Raw genomic sequence first — 18,536 nt, forward strand, 5'->3', positions numbered from 1 at the left:
TCAGCCCGAAAGAGGGACAGGCTCAAGTTTTTTGCAGGCAAACCGTAATAAAGAGGGGCCGCGGACCGATTGCCGCGGCGTTTTCATCGCTCACGTGCCGTCATGAACCTGAACGCCCTGTTTTCCCGTTTCTCGATCCGTACGCGGATTTTCTCCACGCTCGGTCTCGTCGCCGTGCTGCTCGTCGTGTCGGGCCTGATCGGCCTCGCCGGCATGCAGAGCTCGAACCGTGCGCTCGACGAGGCCTATACGCGCCAGCTGGCCGCGAAAACCGCCCTGTCCGCCGCGAGCCTGAACCTGACGATCGTGCGCACGACGCTCGACCGCGCGCTGCTGCATCCGGAGGCGCCGGACGTGCCGGATCTCGTGAAGAAGGCCGAAGGCTATCTCGCGAAGGCCGATGGCGCGTGGCGGACCTACGCGGCGATGCCGCACGACGGCGACGAAGGCCCGCTCGCGACCCGGCTCGACGCGGCGCGCCAGGCGCTGATCGGACAGGCGCTGAAACCGCTGATCGACGCGATCCGCGCCGGCCGCCGTGACGACGCCGACCGGCTGCTGATGACGGTCGCGCCGCCGCTGTCGGTCGCGCTCACGCAGGCGACCGAGGCGCTCGATGCGTACCAGTCGGCGCGCGGCAAGGACGTGTACGACACCGCGCAGACGTATTACGGCTGGATGCGCGCGGGCGCGCTCGCCGGCATCGCGTTCGGGCTGGCCGCGTGTCTCGGCTGCGCGGTCGGCCTGCATTTCGCGATCACGCAACCGGTGAACCGGCTGCTGTCGCATTTCCGCCGGCTGTCGGACGGCGACCTGACGTCGGAAGTGCGCTGGTCGTCGCGCGACGAGATGGCCGAACTGGTCAAGGGCGTGACCGGCATGCAGCGCAGCCTCGCCGATACGGTGCGTCAGGTCAGTCAGGGATCCGAAGCGATCTCGACTGCGACGCACCAGATCGCGGCCGGCAATACCGACCTGTCGCAGCGTACCGAGGAACAGGCGTCCGCATTGCAGCAGACCGCCGCGAGCATGGAGCAGCTGACGGCGACCGTGAAGCAGAACGCCGACCACGCGGTCGAGGCGCAGGCATGCGCGGACAATGCGAGCGAGATCGCGACGCGCGGCGCGACGGTCGTCGGCGAAGTGATCGGCACGATGAACGAGATCGACCGGAGTTCGCAGAAGGTGGCCGACATCATCGGCACGATCGAGGGCATCGCATTCCAGACCAACATCCTCGCGCTGAATGCGGCGGTCGAGGCCGCGCGTGCAGGCGAGCAGGGCCGCGGCTTCGCGGTGGTCGCGGGCGAGGTGCGCACGCTCGCGCAGCGTTCGGCATCGGCCGCGAAGGAAATCCGCACGCTGATCGGCGAGTCGGTCGAGCGTGTCGCGACGGGTTCGCGGCTCGTCGGCGTGGCCGGCGCGACGATGCAGGACATCCAGCAGGCGATCGGCCGCGTGACCGGCATCATGACCGAAATCGCGGCCGCGTCGAACGAGCAGCGCGACGGGATCGAACAGGTGAACCGTGCGGTATCGCAGATGGACCAGGTGTCGCAGCAGAACGCGGCGCTGGTCGAGCAGGCGGCGGCGGCTGCGGCGTCGCTCGAGGAGCAGGCGGACGGGCTGCGCCGCGCGGTGGGCGCGTTCCGCGTGGCCTGATGCGGCATGCGGCCGGCCACGGCGGGTGCCGCGGTCGGTCAGTCGTTGCCGCCGTTGCCAGCCGTGCGTAGTGTCAGCCGGCCGTGAGCTGCGCGGCCGCTCGCGCCGACGCGACGAGCAGCAGCTTCATCGTCGCGCGCGTCGCGCCGACGAACAGCTTGCGGGCCGCGCGCGCGTCGAGCGTGTCGAAGTCGACTTCCGTGAGAATCACGCACGGCGCCGATTGCCCCTTGAACCGGTAGATCGAATCGAGCAGCACGTCGCCTTCGCGATATTCAGGGTTGCCGAACAAATCGTACTTGCCGGTGAAGCGCTTGACCCGGTGCGGGCCGAGCTGGTCGAGCGGCGCGAGCACCGAGCTTTCGCGGCCGCGATACGACAGCACCGCGATGTCCTGCTTGCGAAAGCCGAGCGACAGTGCGTGCGTGATCGCGCGCTTGGTCGCGTCGATACAGGCTTCGGCGAGTGCGTCGCCCGACGCGCCATCCTCCCCGTATGACGACACCGACGGATCGGAACCGTCGAACGGGCTGCCCGAACGCAGTTCGGCCGCGAGCGGCTCGACGCGGCCGACGACGTCGCGCACGAATTCGAGCAGGTCGCGCGGGCTGCGGTAGTTCGTCAGCGCCTTCAGCGTGACCCAGCCGGGCAGCGCGACGGGCTCGCGCAGATAGAGGTTCTGCAGCGGATCTTCGAGCCACCACCATGCGCCGTCCGGTGCGAGCAGGCGCTCCAGCGCGGCCGCCCATGGCGCGTGGAAATCCTGGCCTTCGTCGACGATCAGCACATCGAAACGCCAGCGCTCCGTCACCGGCGTTTGCGCGAAGCGCGCCTCGAGCCGCTCGAACGCGCCGGGCGCGTCGAAGTCGGGCGTATAGCCGCCGTCGCGGGCCACCCAGTCGCACAGCTGATGGTAGTTCGCGATCTTCGCGCCGGGCGGCGCGATGCGTGCGATGTAGTCGGCGAGCGGCCGGTTGAAACACACGTACAGCACGCGCTTGCCTGCGGCGACCGCATCGCGCATCGCCTGCACCGCGAGTTGCGTCTTGCCCGAACCGGCGGTGCCGGTCACGCGCAGCCGGAACGGCGTGAACTCGAGCTGGCGCGCCCATGCGGCGAGGCCGCCCGACAGCCGCGTGACGAGCGTGCCGGCCTGCCCGACGAGCGCGCTCGTGTCCGGTGTGAGCGCGAGTTCGTCGGCAAGGAAATGATGCAGCTTCGCCGCGTTCGGCAGCGGTTCGTCGTGCTCGGGCAGGATCTGCTGGATCACCTGCGCGAGCTGCGCCTTGCGCGACGCATCGACGATGCGGTCGGCCGCGACGCCTGCGATCGCCGTGTCGCGGATCGAGTAGTCGGGGCAGTACAGCAGCGCGTCGACGCCGTAGACGCCCGCGCCGAGCGCCGCGGTCAGGCGCCGGTGCAGCGTTTCCTGCGTGCGCGCGAGCTGGATCGGGACGTTGCGTTCCTTCTGCAGATAGACCTTCACGAGCCCCTTCGGCGTTTCGCGCAGGAAGCCGGCCTTCTGTTCGATCAGCAGCACGCGGCCGGCCGCGCTCACGACGACGAACGCGGCTTCGCCGAACACCGAATAGCCTTCGTCGGCGCGCGTCCAGTGCACGCCGTGATAGACGGTGTAGGTGTCGGGCAGCGCGTGTTCGAGCGCGGCGAGCGTCTCGCGCTCGCGTTCGGCCGCGCCGGTGGCGGCGAGGCTTTTCCAGTCGTCGGGAATCAGGCGGGCCATGAAGTCGGGCGGCGGATGCCGGTCGTGAACGGGGTCCGGCTATTGTACTGAGGAACCCGTGCACGACCGCCGCGCGGCGCGCTCGTCGGCCATCTGCTCGACGGATGGCGGCGCGGCGAACTTACACTTGCCCGCGGACTTATCCGCGTGCGAGCCGTTTCGCGAGATCGGCGCTGAGGATCGCCATGCGCGCCGGCTTTTCGTAGCAGACGACGTCGAATGCGCGGATCACCTCGCTGATGTCCGCTTCGCTCGCGCGGCCGGTGAGCAGGTCGCCCGTCAGCACGAAGATCGGTGCGCCCGGATTGTCGGACGTGCGCACGGCCTTGATCGCGGTGGCGGCCGTGCTGTCGTCGAACAGCCATTCGGTGACGACCGCGTCGAACGCCTGGCCCTGCAGTGCATCGACGAACGGCGTGAGGCCGTCGAACGCGGCCGTCGCGAAACCCTGCCGTTCGAGATAGCGGCACAGCTCGGTCGCGCTGACGCGATCGGGATCGATCACCGCGACGACGAGCTTGTCGCTCTCCGCGCGGCGCGGATAGATCTCGATCTTGTGCACGTCGTACGCGTTCTGGTACAGCACGCCGGTGTGGCGCAGCACGCGCCAGCGGCCGTTCTGCTCGTATGCGACGAACTCGGGACGCGCGCCGGCTTCGAGCGGCGCGCCGATCCATGCGGTGCACGGAATTTCGGCGACGCCGGCATAAAGCACGGCTTCCTGGGAATACGCGCCGACCATGCCGGGGTCGAGCGTCTGCGCGCCGAACAGTTGCGCGGCGGGCTCGCCGTACGCTTCGGCGACTTTCTTGATCTGCGCGAGCGTCCAGGGGCTGCTGCCGCGCAGTTTGCGGTGGCCCTGCGAAAAGCTCAGGTCGAGGATGCGGCACAGCTCGGTGGTCTGCTGGCGCTTGCCGATGCCATTGCGGGTCATCAGCTCGCGCACGCGCTCGGCAACCGCGAGGGAATCCGTGGTGATTGCTTCAGTGGTCATGCTGCGGGAACGGATCGTGACGTTCAGAACGACGCCTTGCGGCAGTCTCGGCGGACAGTCTTGGCGACGTCCAGGGGCGAGCCGACCGGCCACGCGCGGAAAAGATAACTTTACCGCAAAACGGCTGTCATTCCATGTCGCGAACGGTGCGTTTCTGTGAAAGGTGTGTCATGACGTTACGTCCGCCCGGCCGCGTGTGCCGGGTGCTGCCGGCCCGTTCGCAACCTTCAGGCGGTGATCGTCGGGTGAGCGGACACGATTGCTTGCCGGGCGGCGCGTAATCGCCCCGCGCGGCCGCCGCGATGCACCAGCGCAGGGCGCGGCGGCGATCCGGACGGCGGCATCGCGCGACCCGCGCCCGCGACAAATTTTTACATGGCACTGCACGCGGAGCCGGACGGGCCGCATCTTATACGCGGATCGGCTGATGGTTTACTCTAATGACGCGGCAGCGGTCGGCCACGCCGAAGCGGGTGTGAAAGCGGCGGAGCGCCATGCTACGATTTCGCCGTCTCAAAAAAGCGTTGAAGCGATGCAGAACAAATTTGTGATGCGCGGCTACGAGATGAACTGCGAGCCGCGCGTGACGGAAGACGGCAAGTACGCCGCCCAGGTCGAGGTCACGAAGCTGGGTTTCAGCCGCGAGGCAGCCTTCCGCAAGCTGGGCGAATTCGATACCGAAGCCGAAGCCGTCGCCTATGCGAAAAAATTCTCCGAAGAGTGGTTGAGCCGCTACGCGTAGCAGGTGGCCTGCCCGTGCAACGCGGGCACCGCCGACCGGCCGTGCATGCACCGCGAAGAATCCGGGCGTTGCGGATCGACGCGGCCGTTCCAGTCGCGCGAGAAAGTGCGGTCGGGCGCCGCATGCGCGGCGCGGTGCAGTACGAGCGATCTGTATTGATTCTTTGCGGTTGTGAATACTGGTGGAAGTTTGTAGATTAACGTCCCACATTGTGAGGTATCGTTCGATCTCGATTGAAGGCAGCAATGGAGACTGCGAATGTCCACCTTATGCATGCAGACCCGGGTTCACGGTAAAACTGTCCAGGTCGTGTTGTCACCGGAACGTCGTACCGCCAAAATTTACATCGTCGACGAAGAGGCGGGCAGCCATCCGCCCCGCACGATGAGTATCGAACAGTATCTGAGCGCGGGCATGGCGGACGACGAAATCGCCCGGCACGTGCTCGAAGTCGTGTCGATCTCGATCGCGCAGCTTGCGCGACTTCAGCCGTTCGATCGCGCGGCCCGTTCCCGGAGCCGCTACTCCCACTGATTCCGGCCGCGGCGTGACCGTCCCGCGCCGCGCCGGATGTTGCCTGCCGTACCGGATCGCGCGCTGCGATCCGCAGCCCGTCGTTCCCGGTACGTGTCGCGTGCGCGCTCGCCGCACGCGGCATCTCATGTTCACTGTCGGCCGTATTGCCGCCGGCGTCAGGTTTGCGGCTGCGCGCCGTGCATCGCGTCCGCGGCCGCTAGCACCGGCGGTGGAGCGGCTTGCGCATAGTCGATGTCGCGGCGCGTGCGGCCGTGACTGCCCGATCCGAACACATCGAGCAGCGTGCGGCCTCTCGGCGTCAGATGCACGCGACGATGTCCGTCGGCGCGATGTTCCAGCATGATCAATTGCCGCTCGAGCAGCGTGTCGATTTCGGCACGGGTCGTGTCCAGCTGATCCGGCGCATGACGGATCAGCATCAAGGTCGCGAATTCGTGTGGACTCAGCATGGTCGTCTCTCATGGTCAGTGCATCGGGCACGCGGCAGCACGACGCGCGACGAACCGGCGCGCGATCGTGCCGCTGCCTGCCTGGGCGATAACCCATCGAAACTCGCAGCGCGCGAGTCGCGGCTGCGTTGAGCGACACCTAAAATAGGACAGGCGATGCAAATTTCAAGGGGCCATTCGATACACGACGAATGGAGGTTTCATGGATCTTTTCGACATCGTGAACGAGCAGATCGAGGCCGTGCGACTGCCGCTCTACGCGGTGACCGTGACCGCCGCCGCACGCGTCAATACGCCACTGATCGCGATCCTGCACTGGCATGGCTTTCTGCGTGAAACACCGCTCGCGCTGCCCGGCATCGAGCTGCCGCGGCGCCCCGTGCCCGGCAGCGCAATCCAGTTCGAGCTGCCGTGGCAGGCGCTCGAGTCCGTCGACGAAACGCTGCTCGATGCCGCGTGGCGGCTCGGCGCGTGGGAACTCGAGCGCGTCGAGCGGCGCGGCTGCAACACGATCGGCGCGTCGGCCGGCGAAGCGCTCGCGTGCCGTCAGGCATTCGGCGATTACGACGGCGGCCCGTCGGCCGAATGCCATCTCGTGGACGGCGCGCCCGATCGCGACGAACTGATGCAGCTGGCCGCGCGCACCGGCTATGCGCGATGGCTGTTTCGCCCCGTCAAGGGCGGACTCTGGCGCGCGCTCGACGAGCCCGACGACACGCTCGAGGCCGACGGCGGCCGGCAGCCGCCGTGTCCCGTTCTGCCGCGGCCGACGCGACATCGTTCGCCCCGCACGCTCTACCGGCTCGGCGCGATTCGCCGCATCCTGCTGCGCTGAAACATTTTGTTACACACGCATTGTCGCCGGCCTCTTGAAGCGCGCATCGGCGCCACTATTTCGCTTTTCGCCAAACGATGGCACGGCGGCGCAGCATGGCTTCGCACGTGCATGCGCCGCCGGATTCCCTTATTCAGGTGATCTCATCGCTCAGGAGATGAAAATGCAGATTCGTCCCCTCTACGACCGGGTTATCGTCAAGCGAATCGAACAGCAGCGGACGACAGCCTCCGGCATCGTGATTCCCGACTCCGCCGCGGAAAAGCCCGAACAGGGCGAAGTCATCGCGGTCGGCAGCGGCCGGCTGCTCCAGGACGGCTCGCAGCGCCCGCTGCAGCTCAAGGTCGGCGACCAGGTTCTCTTCGGCAAATATGCAGGCCAGACCGTCAAGGTGGACGGCGAGGAACTGCTCGTCATGCGCGAAGAGGACGTCATGGGCGTACTCGAACCCGAATCGCAGGCCGCCAGGAAAGCGGCCTGACACCCGATTCGACCGCGCGGCACCGGCGTGGGCCCGGTGTGCGCGGCATTTCGTACAACGACTCAATCCGGAGCAATCAAGATGGCTGCAAAAGACGTGAAATTCAGTGACGGCGCGCGTAGCCGGATCGTCAAGGGCGTGAATGTCCTGGCCGATGCCGTGAAGGTGACGCTCGGGCCGAAGGGCCGCAACGTGGTGATCGAGCGCAGCTTCGGCGCGCCCGTGATCACCAAGGACGGCGTGTCGGTCGCGAAGGAAATCGAGCTGAAGGAGCGCTTCGAGAACATGGGCGCGCAGATCGTCAAGCAGGTCGCGTCGAAAACCGCCGACGTGGCCGGCGACGGCACGACGACCGCCACCGTGCTCGCGCAGGCGATCGTGCAGGAAGGCATGAAGCATGTCGCGGCCGGCATGAACCCGATGGACCTGAAGCGCGGCATCGACAAGGCGGTCGGCGCGGTGCTCGACGAGCTGCGCAAGCTGTCGCGGCCGATTTCGACGCACAAGGAAATCGCGCAGGTGGGCGCCATTTCCGCGAACTCGGACGACGCGATCGGCAAGATCATCGCCGACGCGATGGAGAAGGTCGGCAAGGAAGGCGTGATCACGGTCGAGGACGGCAAGTCGCTCGACAACGAACTCGACGTGGTCGAGGGCATGCAGTTCGATCGCGGCTACGTGAGCCCGTACTTCATCAACGACCCCGACAAGCAGGCCGCCTATCTCGACGACGCGCTGATCCTGCTGCACGACAAGAAGATCTCGAGCATCCGCGATCTGCTGCCGATTCTCGAGGCGGCGTCGAAGGCCGGCAAGCCGTTGCTGATCGTCGCGGAGGATGTCGAAGGCGAAGCGCTCGCGACGCTCGTCGTGAACGCGATGCGCGGGATCCTGAAGGTCGCCGCCGTCAAGGCGCCGGGCTTCGGCGACCGGCGCAAGGCCATGCTGGAGGACATCGCGATCCTGACCGGCGCGACGGTGATCTCCGACGAAACCGGCAAGCAGCTCGACAAGGCGACGCTCGACGATCTCGGCCGCGCGAAACGCGTCGAGGTGCGCAAGGACGACACGATCATCATCGACGGCGCGGGCGACGCGGCGCGCATCGACGCGCGCGTGAAGTCGATCCGCGTGCAGATCGACGAGGCGACGAGCGACTACGATCGCGAGAAGCTGCAGGAGCGCGTCGCGAAGCTCGCGGGCGGCGTCGCGGTGATCAAGGTCGGCGCGGTCACCGAAGTCGAAATGAAGGAAAAGAAGGACCGTGTCGACGATGCGCTGCATGCGACGCGCGCGGCGGTCGAGGAAGGGATCGTGCCCGGCGGCGGCGTCGCGTTGCTGCGCGCACGCGCGGCGCTGTCGGACCTCAAGGGGGCGAACGCCGACCAGGATGCCGGCATCCGGATCGTGCTGCGCGCGCTCGAGGCGCCGCTGCGCGTGATCGTGTCGAACGCAGGCGACGAACCGTCGGTCGTGATCGCGAAGGTGCTCGAAGGCAAGGGCAACTTCGGCTACAACGCGGCGACCGGCGAGTACGGCGATCTCGTCGAGGCGGGCGTGGTCGACCCGACCAAGGTCACGCGTACCGCGCTGCAGAACGCCGCGTCGATCGCCGGTCTCGTGCTGACGACCGATGCGACCATCGCCGAAGCGCCGAAGGAAGAAAGCGCCGCGCCGGCGGCAGCGCCCGAACTCGGCTACTGACCCGCGTCGCAGGCAGCGCCTGCGAGTGTCGATCCGCCGCTGGCCGGAGCGGCGCTGTGCGGCGCGCGCGACAGCGGGGGCGCGCGCGCCGTCTTTTTCGTAGTTGGCGATACCGATCATGAAACTCGAACTGCTGATCGATTCCCATCCGCTGGAGATCGAGATCGACGACGTGGTGGCCGGGCTGCTCGCGGCGCGGCTCGGGCTCGCGCCCGATGGCGATCATCGCGAGGCGATCGCGCGTTACCTCGGCGAAGCCGCCGCGCCGTGGACGCTCGACGACAACCATATGCGCAAGCGCGTGACGCGCCGGCTGATTCTCGATGTCGCCGATCCGACGCTCGTCATCCAGTACCTGATGGCCGATCAGCCCGATCCCGGCGAAGCGGGCACCTGACGCGGGGCCGATCCGCCGGGTGTGCTGCGTCAGATGTGGCCGGCCATCGACGTGAGCATCGTCGCGGCCCGTTCCTCCACTGCATGCGCGCCGCGCGGCCAGCCCATCGACCGTTCGTCGCCCGCGGTCGTGTCAGGGTCATTGCGTTCTCCGTTCGGGAACGACGAGGCGCCCGGCTCCGCGAGCGGGCGCCCGGCGGTAACGTTCACGCGTTCATGCACCGTCCGGCTTGCCGGCGGCGCCGTCCTGCGGGACCGGCGCACCGGCGCCGAGCTCGGCGCCGGTCGTCGGATCGCTGTCCGGATCCGATGCGAGCCGCTGCGCCATCGCGTCGATCGCGTCCGCCTGCTGTTGCTCCAGCATGCCTTCCGGAATGCCGGTGCCGCCGTCGACGGCCGGTTCGGCCGGACGGATCTCGAGGTCGCCGCCGTGGTTCCACGGGCCGACCAGCGGTTCCGCATCCGGCTGCATCCGGAAATACACGCGATCGTACGGCTCGACCGGCGGCAGCTTGCCCGGCGGGAAGTTCGCGGTAATCGCGTACAGCGCCTTCTCGAACGACTTCTGGTGCGACACCTCGCGCGTCATCAGGAAGCCCAGCGCGTCGCGGATGCCCGGATCGTCGGTCACGTTGATCAGCCGCTCGTAGATGATCTTCGCGCGCGCTTCGGCCGCGATGTTCGAGCGCAGATCGGCCGTCGGTTCGCCGATCGTGTCGATGTACGCGGCCGACCACGGCACGCCGCCCGAGTTCGTCAACGGCGAGCCGGCGCCGTACAGCACCTGCGTCACGTGACTGTCGTTGCCCGCGCCGTGCAGCTTGCGGTACAGATCGGCCTGTTCGTCGACCGCTTCGGCGAGTTCACCCTTCGCGCCGCGGTTCAGCATCGCGACCAGCGAACCGATCACCTCCAGATGGCTCAATTCCTCGGTCGCGATGTCGAGCAGCATGTCCTTGCGGCCCGGATCTTCCTCGGTGATCGCCTGCGTGAAATAGCGCATCGCGGCGGCGAGTTCGCCCTGCGGTCCGCCGAACTGTTCGAGCAGCAGGTTTGCGAGCCCGGGGTTCGGTGCGTCGACACGCACCGTGTACTGAAGCCGTGTGTTGTGGATGAACATGGCATCTCCAAAGAAGGGGTTGCGCGACATTCGCCGCGGCGACCCAGCACGAAGCGATCCCGCGCGCGGCGAACGACGTCGAGCGCGAATCCGCGGCTCCGGGCACGCACGATGCTCGGCGCTCCGGGCGGTACGTGGGGCGGCCCGTGGGCGGTTGCGCCGTGCGGCTGCGCAAGACCTGCGCCGGCGGACCGCGGGCGCCGCGACGACTTTCGATTCCGGAGACGACATGCAAAAGGACAACGATTCACGCGGCGGGAGACCGAACCAGCACGGCGCCGATGCGGCCGAAGAGCGACCGGCAGCGCATCCGGTCACGCGTGCATTCGAGCGCTTCGCGTCGGGCGTGACCGCATGGGCCGGTTCGCCGGTCGCGTTCGGTTCGGCGGTGGCCATCACGGTCGTGTGGCTCGCGTGCGGGCCGGTCTTTCACTACTCGGACGCGTGGCAGCTCGTGATCAATACCGGCACGACGATCGTCACGTTCCTGATGGTGTTCCTGCTGCAGCGGAACCAGAACCGCGACAGCGTCGCACTGCACCTGAAGCTCGACGAACTCGTCGCGGCGACGCGCTCCGCGAGCGATCAGCTGATCGGGATCGAGGATGCGTCCGAGGAAGAGCTGCGCCGTCTCGCGAAGGCGTATCTCGAGCTGGCGAAGCGGGCCGCCGTCGACGGCCGGGCGGCGGCATGCGACGAGCCCGATGCGGCGGACGAGCCGAGCGGCGTGTCGTGAGCGGCGACACGCGCTGCCGGGCTTACAAGCGGTTGTCATTTGGATTGCATCGGCCGTGCCGCGCGCGACGCCGATCACTCGACGGAGGGCGGATGGCGACGCTCGACAGGAATGCGCTGACGGAGCGTACCGCGACCGGCATGCGCGAGGTCTTCGCGGGCAGACGGCGCGGGCCGGCGGCGGCGCTGCTGTTCGCGGGGCCGGCGATCATCGCGTCGGTCGCGTACATGGATCCCGGCAATTTCGCGACCAACATCCGGGCCGGCGCGCAATACGGTTACGCGCTGCTCTGGGTCGTGTTGCTGGCGAACGTCATCGCGATGCTGTTCCAGGCGCTGTCGGCGAAACTCGGCATCGCGACCGGCCGGAACCTCGCGGAACTGTGCCGTGCGTGTTTCCCGCCGCCGGTGGTCGTCGGCATGTGGGTCGTCAGCGAGCTGGCCGCGATGGCGACCGAGCTCGCGGAATTCCTCGGTGGCGCGATCGCGCTCGCACTGCTGTTCAAGCTGCCGACGCTCGCCGGCATGGGCGTGATGGCCGTCGTGACCTACGGCATCCTGCTCGCCGACCGCAACGGCTTCCGGCCGATGGAGATCGCGGTCGGCGTGCTCGTCGGCGTAATCGGCCTGTGCTATCTCGCCGAAATGTTCATCGCGCCGGTTGCATGGGCCGAAGTCGGGCTGCACGCGGTCGTGCCGGAATGGCCGCGCGGCGAGGCGCTGACGCTCTCCGTCGGCATCGTCGGCGCGACGATCATGCCGCATGCGCTGTATCTGCATTCCGGGCTCACGCAGCGGCGCGTGACCGGCCTCGACACCGAACAGCGCCGGATGATGGTGCGTTTTTCCAACCGGGAGGTCGTCGTCGCGTTGTCCGTGGCCGGCGCCGTCAACATGGCGATGGTCGTGATGGCGAGCGCGGCGTTTCACGCCGGCTATCGCGACGTCGCTGAAATCGGCACCGCGTACCGGACGCTCACGCCGTTGCTCGGCGCGGCCGCGGCCACATGCTTTCTCGTGTCGTTGATGAGCTCCGGCATATCGAGCTCGGTCGTCGGTGCGATGGCCGGGCAGATGATCATGCAGGGTTTCGTCGGCTTCCGGATTCCCGTCTGGCTGCGCCGGCTCGTCACGATGGTGCCGGCATTCGTCGTCGTCGGGCTCGGCGTCGACTCCACGCAGGCGCTCGTGCTCAGCCAGGTCGTGTTGTCGTTCGTATTGCCGGTGCCGATGCTCGCGCTGGTTTACTTCACCGGGCGCCGGGACATCATGGGCGCGTTCGCGAACGGGCGTGCGACGCGCGGTGCGGCAATCGCCGCGACGGTCGCGATCTGTGCGTTGAACGTCGTGTTACTCGTGCAGACAGTCGGCTCGCTCGGCGCGCATGTCGGCGCGAACTGAACGATGGCGTCGGGGCGGGTTCGGCGGACGGGGCGGCAATTATTGCGCGACGATGCGCGGTCGGATGCCGTTTTTACCGAAGTGGATGGATGAAGACGAGCCCGCGTGATTCGGCGGGCTGGCCCGTTCATCGCGCTTTCAGCATTTCGTCGGCGAGACGATACGCGGTGAGCGCGCGCTTGGATTCGTAGTCGGCGATCGTCGACACGTTGCGGCCGGCGTCGCGCGACAGCAACCCTTGCAGCGCGGCCGCGGCGAAGAAGTCGCGCAGGTCCGGCATCGGAAGTTTCGCTTCCGAGGGCGGTGGCGGCGCCGTGACCAGTGGCTCCGGTTTCCAGAAAACCGGTGACGGTGGGGATGCCTTTTGTACGGCCGCCGCTTTTTTGACGCTCACATCCTGGGACAACGACATCATTTCTTCCCCTTCGATCAGTGTCAGTTGGCGAAGCAACGTAAGTCCTCGTTTTACATGGCGAGCAGCGTTATTTTTTGTGTTTTGAGAAGTACTAACCGATAGATCGACGCGAATATTCGCCGGTAATACGGAATCCGTCAAAGGAAAAAAATTGATTCCGGCGCTGCGAATACGGAGCACGATTTGTTCCCGCACGCGTTGAAAAAAACGGCGCAAGGCGCGCGCTCGACGGGATGGTATGTCGGTGCGAGTGACGGCCCGGTGACATGCGCGAATGTGCGATGGCGCACTGAACGCATGCCGGTTTTCGATGTTGACGAGGCTCGACGATCGAACGACGTGTCGATGCGTTTCACCGCGTTGCCGCAGTCGCGATTCGATCACTGCGCCGAATTTATTTGCCTTACGCCGGCCTGTACGTAAACGGCTCGCCGTCCTCGCGCTCGACGGACAGCAGCCGCTTCAGCTGATCGAGCGCGAACAACTGCTTTCCGTCCGCCGCCGCTTCGTCGATCGCGGCATCGACGAGTTTCCTCGCTCGCGCGAGAATCACCGATCGCTGACGCGCGATTTCGAGCACCATGCGTTGCTCGATGTTCTGCCGGCTCGATTGCCTGTCGCTCAGATGACGCCAGCGATCGCGAAGCTCGGCCCAGGTCACGCGCTGAAACTCCGGAATCGTGCACGGCAGCGTGCCGGCGTCGGCCGGGTCGGGCTGCGCGCGCAATTCACAGCGCAATGCCTTGCGCGCGCGCCATTCATCCGAAAACGGCGCATAAACGTCGCGCGGACGGCCGATCGGATTCGCGCGTTCGATTTCCTTTTCGAGCAGGTAGTTGAGCCGCCGAAGGGCGGAGCCGTGCGCGAGCATGTCCGGATCGAGCACGCGGATCCGCCGCGATGCATCGGCGACGTGGGCCTTCAGTTCCCACAGCGTCAGCCGCAGGTGCTGGACTTCGAGGATCAGGCGCTGCACGTCTGCGTAGGTGCACTTCGTCCACCATTCGGTGAGGTCGTTCAGCTTCGGGGGATCGAATGGGGGGAGGATCATTTCTACTGCGGCGATACTGTATGGATATACAGTTTAGCGCGCGGTAACATAGCGCCGTCAAGCCGAAAAAATGGGGACGGCCGCGACGCTCGGTCGGCCGGCTGCGGGGCCGCAGCCGGCGGCCGAGGCCGCGCCTCGACCGTTCCGTGCGCTCTCGGCCATGCCGGGAGCCCGACCGCCTGATCCGGCGCCCGTCATCGTCAACATGGATGGCGGCGCCCGACGTATCGACGCCAACAGAGAACAATGACGACAACCTATCCGCTGCATGATGCATTGACCGACGCCGCCACGGCGTTCCCGGCCGAAGCCGACATCGTGATCGCCGGCGCCGGCATCATGGGCTGCGCGGCCGCGTACTACCTCGGCCTGCGCGGCCTGAAGGCCATCGTGCTCGACAAGTCGCGCATTGCCGGCCAGCAGTCCACGCGCGCATGGGGCTTCGTGCGGCAGCAGGGCCGCGAATCCGCCGAAGTGCCGCTGATGATGGCCGGCATGCGGATCTGGGAAGGGCTCGAACAGGCGCTCGGCTGCGATCTCGAATGGCGGCAGGGCGGCTGCCTCTACATGGCCGACAACGAAGACGACTGGGCGTCGTTCCAGGCGTGGCTTGCCGTCGCGCGCGAACACGGGCTCGACACGCGTACGCTGTCGCGCGCCGAGATCGACGAGCGCGTGCGCGGCCTGTCGACGCAGGCGCGCACGCTCGGCGGGCTGTACACCGCGACCGACGGGCAGGCCGAGCCGCGCCGCGTGGCCGCCGCGTTCGCGGCGCGTGCGGTCGAAGCGGGCGCACGTTTCTTCGAAGGCTGCGGCGTGACCGCGATCGAGACGGCCGGCGGCGCGGTCGTCGGCGTCGTCACCGAGCGCGGCACGATCCGCACGCGGCGCGTGATCTGCGCGGCCGGCGCGACCAGCTTCCGGCTGCTCGACGGCGTCGGCATCCGGCTGCCGCAACAGGCGGTGCGCGGCACCTGCATGCGTACCAACGTGCTGCCCGAGGTCTCCGCGTCGACGATCTGGGGGCACGGCCTCGGCATCCGGCAACGCAAGAACGGCGCGATCAATCTCGCCGACGACATGCAGGTCGACGTCGAGCTGACGCTCGGCCATCTGCGCGGCCTGAGCCTGTTCTGGCCGGAGTTCTGGTCGCAGCGCGAGAAATTCCGGCTGCATCTGAATGCGGCCGCGTGGCGCGATGCGTGCGCGCGCATCGGCGGCGGCATCGGGCCGATCGAGCCGCGCGATCCGCAGCCGCAGCCGAATCGCGCGCATGCGCCGCGCGCGCTCGCGAAGCTCAAGGCGATCTTTCCCGCACTGAAGGACGCGCAGATCGTCGAGGCGTGGGCCGGCCTGATCGACGTGCTGCCCGACGGGATCCCGGTGATCGACACGCCCGGCACGCCGTCCGGGCTCGCGATCGCGACCGGGTTCTGCGGACATGGCTTCGCGATGGGGCCGATCGTCGGCCGGCTGCTGGCCGAGTGGGTCGATACCGGCGCGCCGTCGCTCGATCTGTCGGCGTTCCGCGCGCGGCGGTTCGTCGACGGGACGATGGTCCGGCCGCGCAGCATGCTGTAGCGGACGCGCGCCTCTGTCCCCATCGTAGAATCGAGCTCGCATCCTTCAGGAGAATCCCCGTTGGCAACGCCTTCCGCCAAGCGCCGCTCGTTGCGCTCACGCCTGCGGCGCGCCCGCAACCCGTGGCAGGCGCCGCGAGCGCGCACGCTGTTCACGCGGCCCGCGACGTCGCCGCGGCGCACGCTGCTGTTCCGCCTCGGCGCGGTCGTGCTGCTGTGCATGCTCGCGTTTCTCGTGCTGTATCTCGATCGCGACGGCCTGCGCGATTCGACCAAGAGCACGCCGATGAACGTCGCCGACCTCGTGTACTTCACGATGGTCACGGTCGCGACGGTCGGCTATGGCGACATCGTGCCGGTCACCGCGCGTGCGCGCCTGATCGATGCGTTCTTCATCGTGCCGATCCGCATCGGCATCTGGTTCATCTTCCTGGGCACGGCGTATCAGTTCGTGATCCAGCGCGTCATCGAGGAATTCCGCATGAAACGCCTGCAGAAGCAACTGTCCGATCACATCGTCGTGTGCGGGTACGGCCTGTCCGGGTCGATCGCCGTGCGCGAGCTGCTCGAGAGCGGCGTCGATCCGTCGACGATCATCGTGATCGATGCGCAGCAGCAGGCGCTCGAGGCCGCGACGTCGCTCGGCGTGACCGGGCTGCTCGGCGATCCCGCGCACGAGGACCTGCTGCAGCAGGCGCAGGTGCGCGCGGCGAAGGCCGTGATCATTTCGGTGACCGACGATCCTACCGCGATCCTGCTGACGCTGTCGGTGCGCAGCATCGCGCCCGAGACGAAGATCGTCGTGCGGATCCAGGAGAACCTGTATCAGCGGCAATTGCGGCAGGCGGGCGCGGACGTGATCGTGTCGTCGACGAAGATCGGCGCGCTGCTGCTGGCCGATGCGGTGCATAGCCGCTACATCGTGCCGTTCGTGAACGACATGCTGTCGACACGCGGGCGCGCGACGCTGCTGGAGCGCGAGGCGCTGCCGCACGAGATCGGCTGCATGACGAACGTCGTGCCGGGGGCGATCGTCGTCGGGCTCGATCGCTGCGGGAAGATTCATTCGTTTTACGAAGATCCGCCGTGCCGGATCGAGGCGGGGGATACGCTCGTCGTGATTCAGTCGGCGCGGATTCCGGATCCGGATGTGTGACGGCGGTTGTCGTTCTGCCCGCGGTGCGCCCCGACGATCGTCCGGCATGCACGCGAGCGTGACGCGATCCCCTTGCACCGGACGAGCGGCGGGCGTAACGTGCTTTGCGCAAGGTCGTTCGACCAGCGGAATGCTCGCGCGGCGGCGTGTAGCGACGCGGCGGCGATCCGCCAACGCAGATGTCGGCACACCACTTGATCCCTCTCCACGATGATCCCTCGCTTCGATAACGCGCCGAAGGACACGGCTTCCGTCTCGTCCGACCGGGCCAGGAGCCGCTGGCTGCTCGTTCGCTGGGTCATCTCGTCGGCGACGCTGAACATTCCGCAAGCCGCAGGCCCGATTGCTTTTTCGTTGCTTGCGTTGAGCATGACCGGGAAGGCGAGCGGCGGCGCGGCAATGATACTGGCGATGACGCTCGCGCAGGTCGCAGGCGTCGTTCCGCTCACGCGCTTCGGTGCGAAGTGCCGGGCCGCGGCGTTTCTGAGAATCCTGGTCGGCGCCCGCTCGATCGCGTTGCTGTCGATCGCCGTCGGCGCGTGGTGTCGCGTTCCATTCGCGGCGATGATCGTTCTCGCCGCGCTCGCCGGGCTGGTGAACGGCGCGGCGCACGGCTATGTGCGCGTGGTGCTCAATCACCTGGGGCCGTCGATCCGGCTTCCTCGAGCATTGGGAATCGCGGCCACGCTCAATGAAGTGACCTTCGGACTGGCGCCGGTTGCCGCGTCCGGCCTCGGCCTCGTGTCGCCGCCGTTCGCGATCGTGGTGATTGCGATGTTTGGTGCGATTCCCGCGTTGATGATTCCGGACACGGGCGTCCATCATGCCGGAAACGCAAGCGCCGCGGCCGGAACCAAAGTGTTCAGCATGTCCATCGCGTTATGGCTGATCTGCTCGACAGCGGGCGCGTCGGCCGTGGCCGCGGTCGAAATCGGTGCGGTTGCCCTGGCATTGCGATTCGGGCATGCGCCGGCGTCTGCGATCTTTTTTACCGTGCCTCTGTGTATCGCGTCAGTCGCAGGCGGCGTATGGGTCAGCATTCGAAACCGCATGTCGACGAGGAACACGGTGGTGGCCCAGCTGTCGGTGATGATGACGGGCCTGCTGCTGATCGCGCTCGGCATATCGATCTGGACCACCGTGCTGGGCGCCGCGTCGATCGGTTCCGTCGTCGCGCCGTTGGGAACGCACTATTCGCTCGCCCTCGACGCGCTGGCGCCGCCGCAGCGAAGAGCGGAAGTGTTTGCGTGGCTGCGTACGGCCAATGCGATGGGCGTCATATTCACCAGCGCAGTGTTGACGATGGTTCCGCTGTCGACGGCATTGATCGCCGTTACCGGGCTCGTGATGGCGACCGTTGCCGTGGTGGCGTGTGTTTCGGTCAGCGAACGGCTTCGAACCGGCCTTGGGATACATCCGGCCAACCCGGTCGGTGCTTCGCGCACGGAACCGGAGTGACGCCGGGCGGGCACCCGTGATTCGTGCCGTCGCGTGAACGGCGGCGAATCTGACGGATGCGCGCGCTGTTCAATGGCTT

Annotated in this window: 19 protein-coding genes; 12 read left to right on the forward strand and 7 right to left on the reverse strand. The window is 67.2% G+C overall.

Annotated elements, in window-relative coordinates; all coding sequences use genetic code 11:
• Positions 1-102 precede the first annotated feature (102 nt).
• Entirely contained in the window at positions 103-1,662 is a 1,560-nt protein-coding gene (locus tag Q3A80_RS04540) for a methyl-accepting chemotaxis protein (protein WP_446327879.1), read from the forward strand.
• Positions 1,663-1,735: 73 nt separating this feature from the next.
• Here Q3A80_RS04540 and Q3A80_RS04545 read toward each other — a convergent pair whose 3' ends face one another.
• A complete protein-coding gene (locus tag Q3A80_RS04545; RefSeq protein ID WP_446327880.1) occupies positions 1,736-3,403 on the reverse strand; it encodes an ATP-binding domain-containing protein in 1,668 nt (555 codons plus the stop codon).
• Positions 3,404-3,542: 139 nt separating this feature from the next.
• Positions 3,543-4,397: a helix-turn-helix domain-containing protein gene (locus Q3A80_RS04550; RefSeq protein WP_059451105.1), complete on the reverse strand. Its 855-nt coding sequence runs from the start codon at positions 4,395-4,397 to the stop codon at positions 3,543-3,545.
• 532 nt (positions 4,398-4,929) lie between these two features.
• Here Q3A80_RS04550 and Q3A80_RS04555 point away from each other — a divergent pair.
• Positions 4,930-5,139 carry a hypothetical protein gene (locus Q3A80_RS04555; RefSeq protein WP_446328128.1) on the forward strand — a complete coding sequence of 70 codons (210 nt, stop codon included), beginning with the start codon at positions 4,930-4,932 and terminating at the stop codon, positions 5,137-5,139.
• A gap of 258 nt (positions 5,140-5,397) precedes the next feature.
• Entirely contained in the window at positions 5,398-5,673 is a 276-nt protein-coding gene (locus tag Q3A80_RS04560; RefSeq protein WP_446327881.1) for a hypothetical protein, read from the forward strand.
• Between the two features lie 158 nt (positions 5,674-5,831).
• On the opposite strand, the gene Q3A80_RS04565 is transcribed toward Q3A80_RS04560, so the two are convergent.
• Positions 5,832-6,125, reverse strand: coding sequence for a hypothetical protein (locus Q3A80_RS04565; RefSeq protein ID WP_446327882.1), 294 nt, complete (start codon positions 6,123-6,125; stop codon positions 5,832-5,834).
• Positions 6,126-6,327: 202 nt separating this feature from the next.
• Between Q3A80_RS04565 and Q3A80_RS04570 the strand changes: the two genes are divergently transcribed.
• The 4 genes from Q3A80_RS04570 (at position 6,328) to Q3A80_RS04585 (ending at position 9,542) form a co-directional block, all read left to right on the forward strand.
• Positions 6,328-6,960, forward strand: a complete 633-nt coding sequence (locus tag Q3A80_RS04570; RefSeq protein WP_446327883.1) for a diguanylate cyclase — start codon at positions 6,328-6,330, stop codon at positions 6,958-6,960.
• Between the two features lie 163 nt (positions 6,961-7,123).
• Positions 7,124-7,441, forward strand: coding sequence for a co-chaperone GroES (locus Q3A80_RS04575; protein ID WP_121857215.1), 318 nt, complete (start codon positions 7,124-7,126; stop codon positions 7,439-7,441).
• A gap of 81 nt (positions 7,442-7,522) precedes the next feature.
• Positions 7,523-9,145: a chaperonin GroEL gene (gene groL, locus Q3A80_RS04580; protein ID WP_446327884.1), complete on the forward strand. Its 1,623-nt coding sequence runs from the start codon at positions 7,523-7,525 to the stop codon at positions 9,143-9,145.
• Between the two features lie 118 nt (positions 9,146-9,263).
• Positions 9,264-9,542 carry a hypothetical protein gene (locus Q3A80_RS04585; protein ID WP_446327885.1) on the forward strand — a complete coding sequence of 93 codons (279 nt, stop codon included), beginning with the start codon at positions 9,264-9,266 and terminating at the stop codon, positions 9,540-9,542.
• A gap of 29 nt (positions 9,543-9,571) precedes the next feature.
• On the opposite strand, the gene Q3A80_RS04590 is transcribed toward Q3A80_RS04585, so the two are convergent.
• Together Q3A80_RS04590 and Q3A80_RS04595 are read right to left on the reverse strand one after the other, a co-directional pair.
• Positions 9,572-9,751 (reverse strand): hypothetical protein, encoded by a 180-nt coding sequence (locus Q3A80_RS04590; RefSeq protein WP_446327886.1) that lies wholly within the window; start codon positions 9,749-9,751, stop codon positions 9,572-9,574.
• Between the two features lie 4 nt (positions 9,752-9,755).
• Positions 9,756-10,661, reverse strand: coding sequence for a manganese catalase family protein (locus Q3A80_RS04595; protein ID WP_446327887.1), 906 nt, complete (start codon positions 10,659-10,661; stop codon positions 9,756-9,758).
• Between the two features lie 229 nt (positions 10,662-10,890).
• On the opposite strand from Q3A80_RS04595, the gene Q3A80_RS04600 reads away from it, so the two are divergent.
• Both Q3A80_RS04600 and Q3A80_RS04605 read left to right on the forward strand, forming a co-directional pair.
• On the forward strand, positions 10,891-11,397 hold the full coding sequence (locus Q3A80_RS04600) for a low affinity iron permease family protein (protein ID WP_446327888.1): 507 nt from the start codon (positions 10,891-10,893) through the stop codon (positions 11,395-11,397).
• 92 nt (positions 11,398-11,489) lie between these two features.
• Entirely contained in the window at positions 11,490-12,797 is a 1,308-nt protein-coding gene (locus tag Q3A80_RS04605; protein WP_446327889.1) for an Nramp family divalent metal transporter, read from the forward strand.
• Between the two features lie 127 nt (positions 12,798-12,924).
• On the opposite strand, the gene Q3A80_RS04610 is transcribed toward Q3A80_RS04605, so the two are convergent.
• Together Q3A80_RS04610 and Q3A80_RS04615 are read right to left on the reverse strand one after the other, a co-directional pair.
• A complete protein-coding gene (locus Q3A80_RS04610; RefSeq protein WP_446328129.1) occupies positions 12,925-13,212 on the reverse strand; it encodes a hypothetical protein in 288 nt (95 codons plus the stop codon).
• Between the two features lie 403 nt (positions 13,213-13,615).
• Positions 13,616-14,263 (reverse strand): hypothetical protein, encoded by a 648-nt coding sequence (locus Q3A80_RS04615; protein WP_446327890.1) that lies wholly within the window; start codon positions 14,261-14,263, stop codon positions 13,616-13,618.
• Positions 14,264-14,509: 246 nt separating this feature from the next.
• Between Q3A80_RS04615 and Q3A80_RS04620 the strand changes: the two genes are divergently transcribed.
• From Q3A80_RS04620 to Q3A80_RS04630, 3 genes are all read left to right on the forward strand, one after another.
• Positions 14,510-15,844 (forward strand): NAD(P)/FAD-dependent oxidoreductase, encoded by a 1,335-nt coding sequence (locus Q3A80_RS04620; protein ID WP_446327891.1) that lies wholly within the window; start codon positions 14,510-14,512, stop codon positions 15,842-15,844.
• Between the two features lie 60 nt (positions 15,845-15,904).
• The gene (locus tag Q3A80_RS04625) at positions 15,905-16,999 is read left to right on the forward strand and encodes a potassium channel family protein (protein ID WP_446327892.1); all 1,095 of its coding nucleotides are present in this window, start codon (positions 15,905-15,907) and stop codon (positions 16,997-16,999) included.
• A gap of 210 nt (positions 17,000-17,209) precedes the next feature.
• The gene (locus Q3A80_RS04630; protein WP_446327893.1) at positions 17,210-18,457 is read left to right on the forward strand and encodes an MFS transporter; all 1,248 of its coding nucleotides are present in this window, start codon (positions 17,210-17,212) and stop codon (positions 18,455-18,457) included.
• The last annotated feature ends 79 nt before the right edge of the window (positions 18,458-18,536 follow it).

The organism is Burkholderia sp. SR8 (assembly GCF_052851275.1).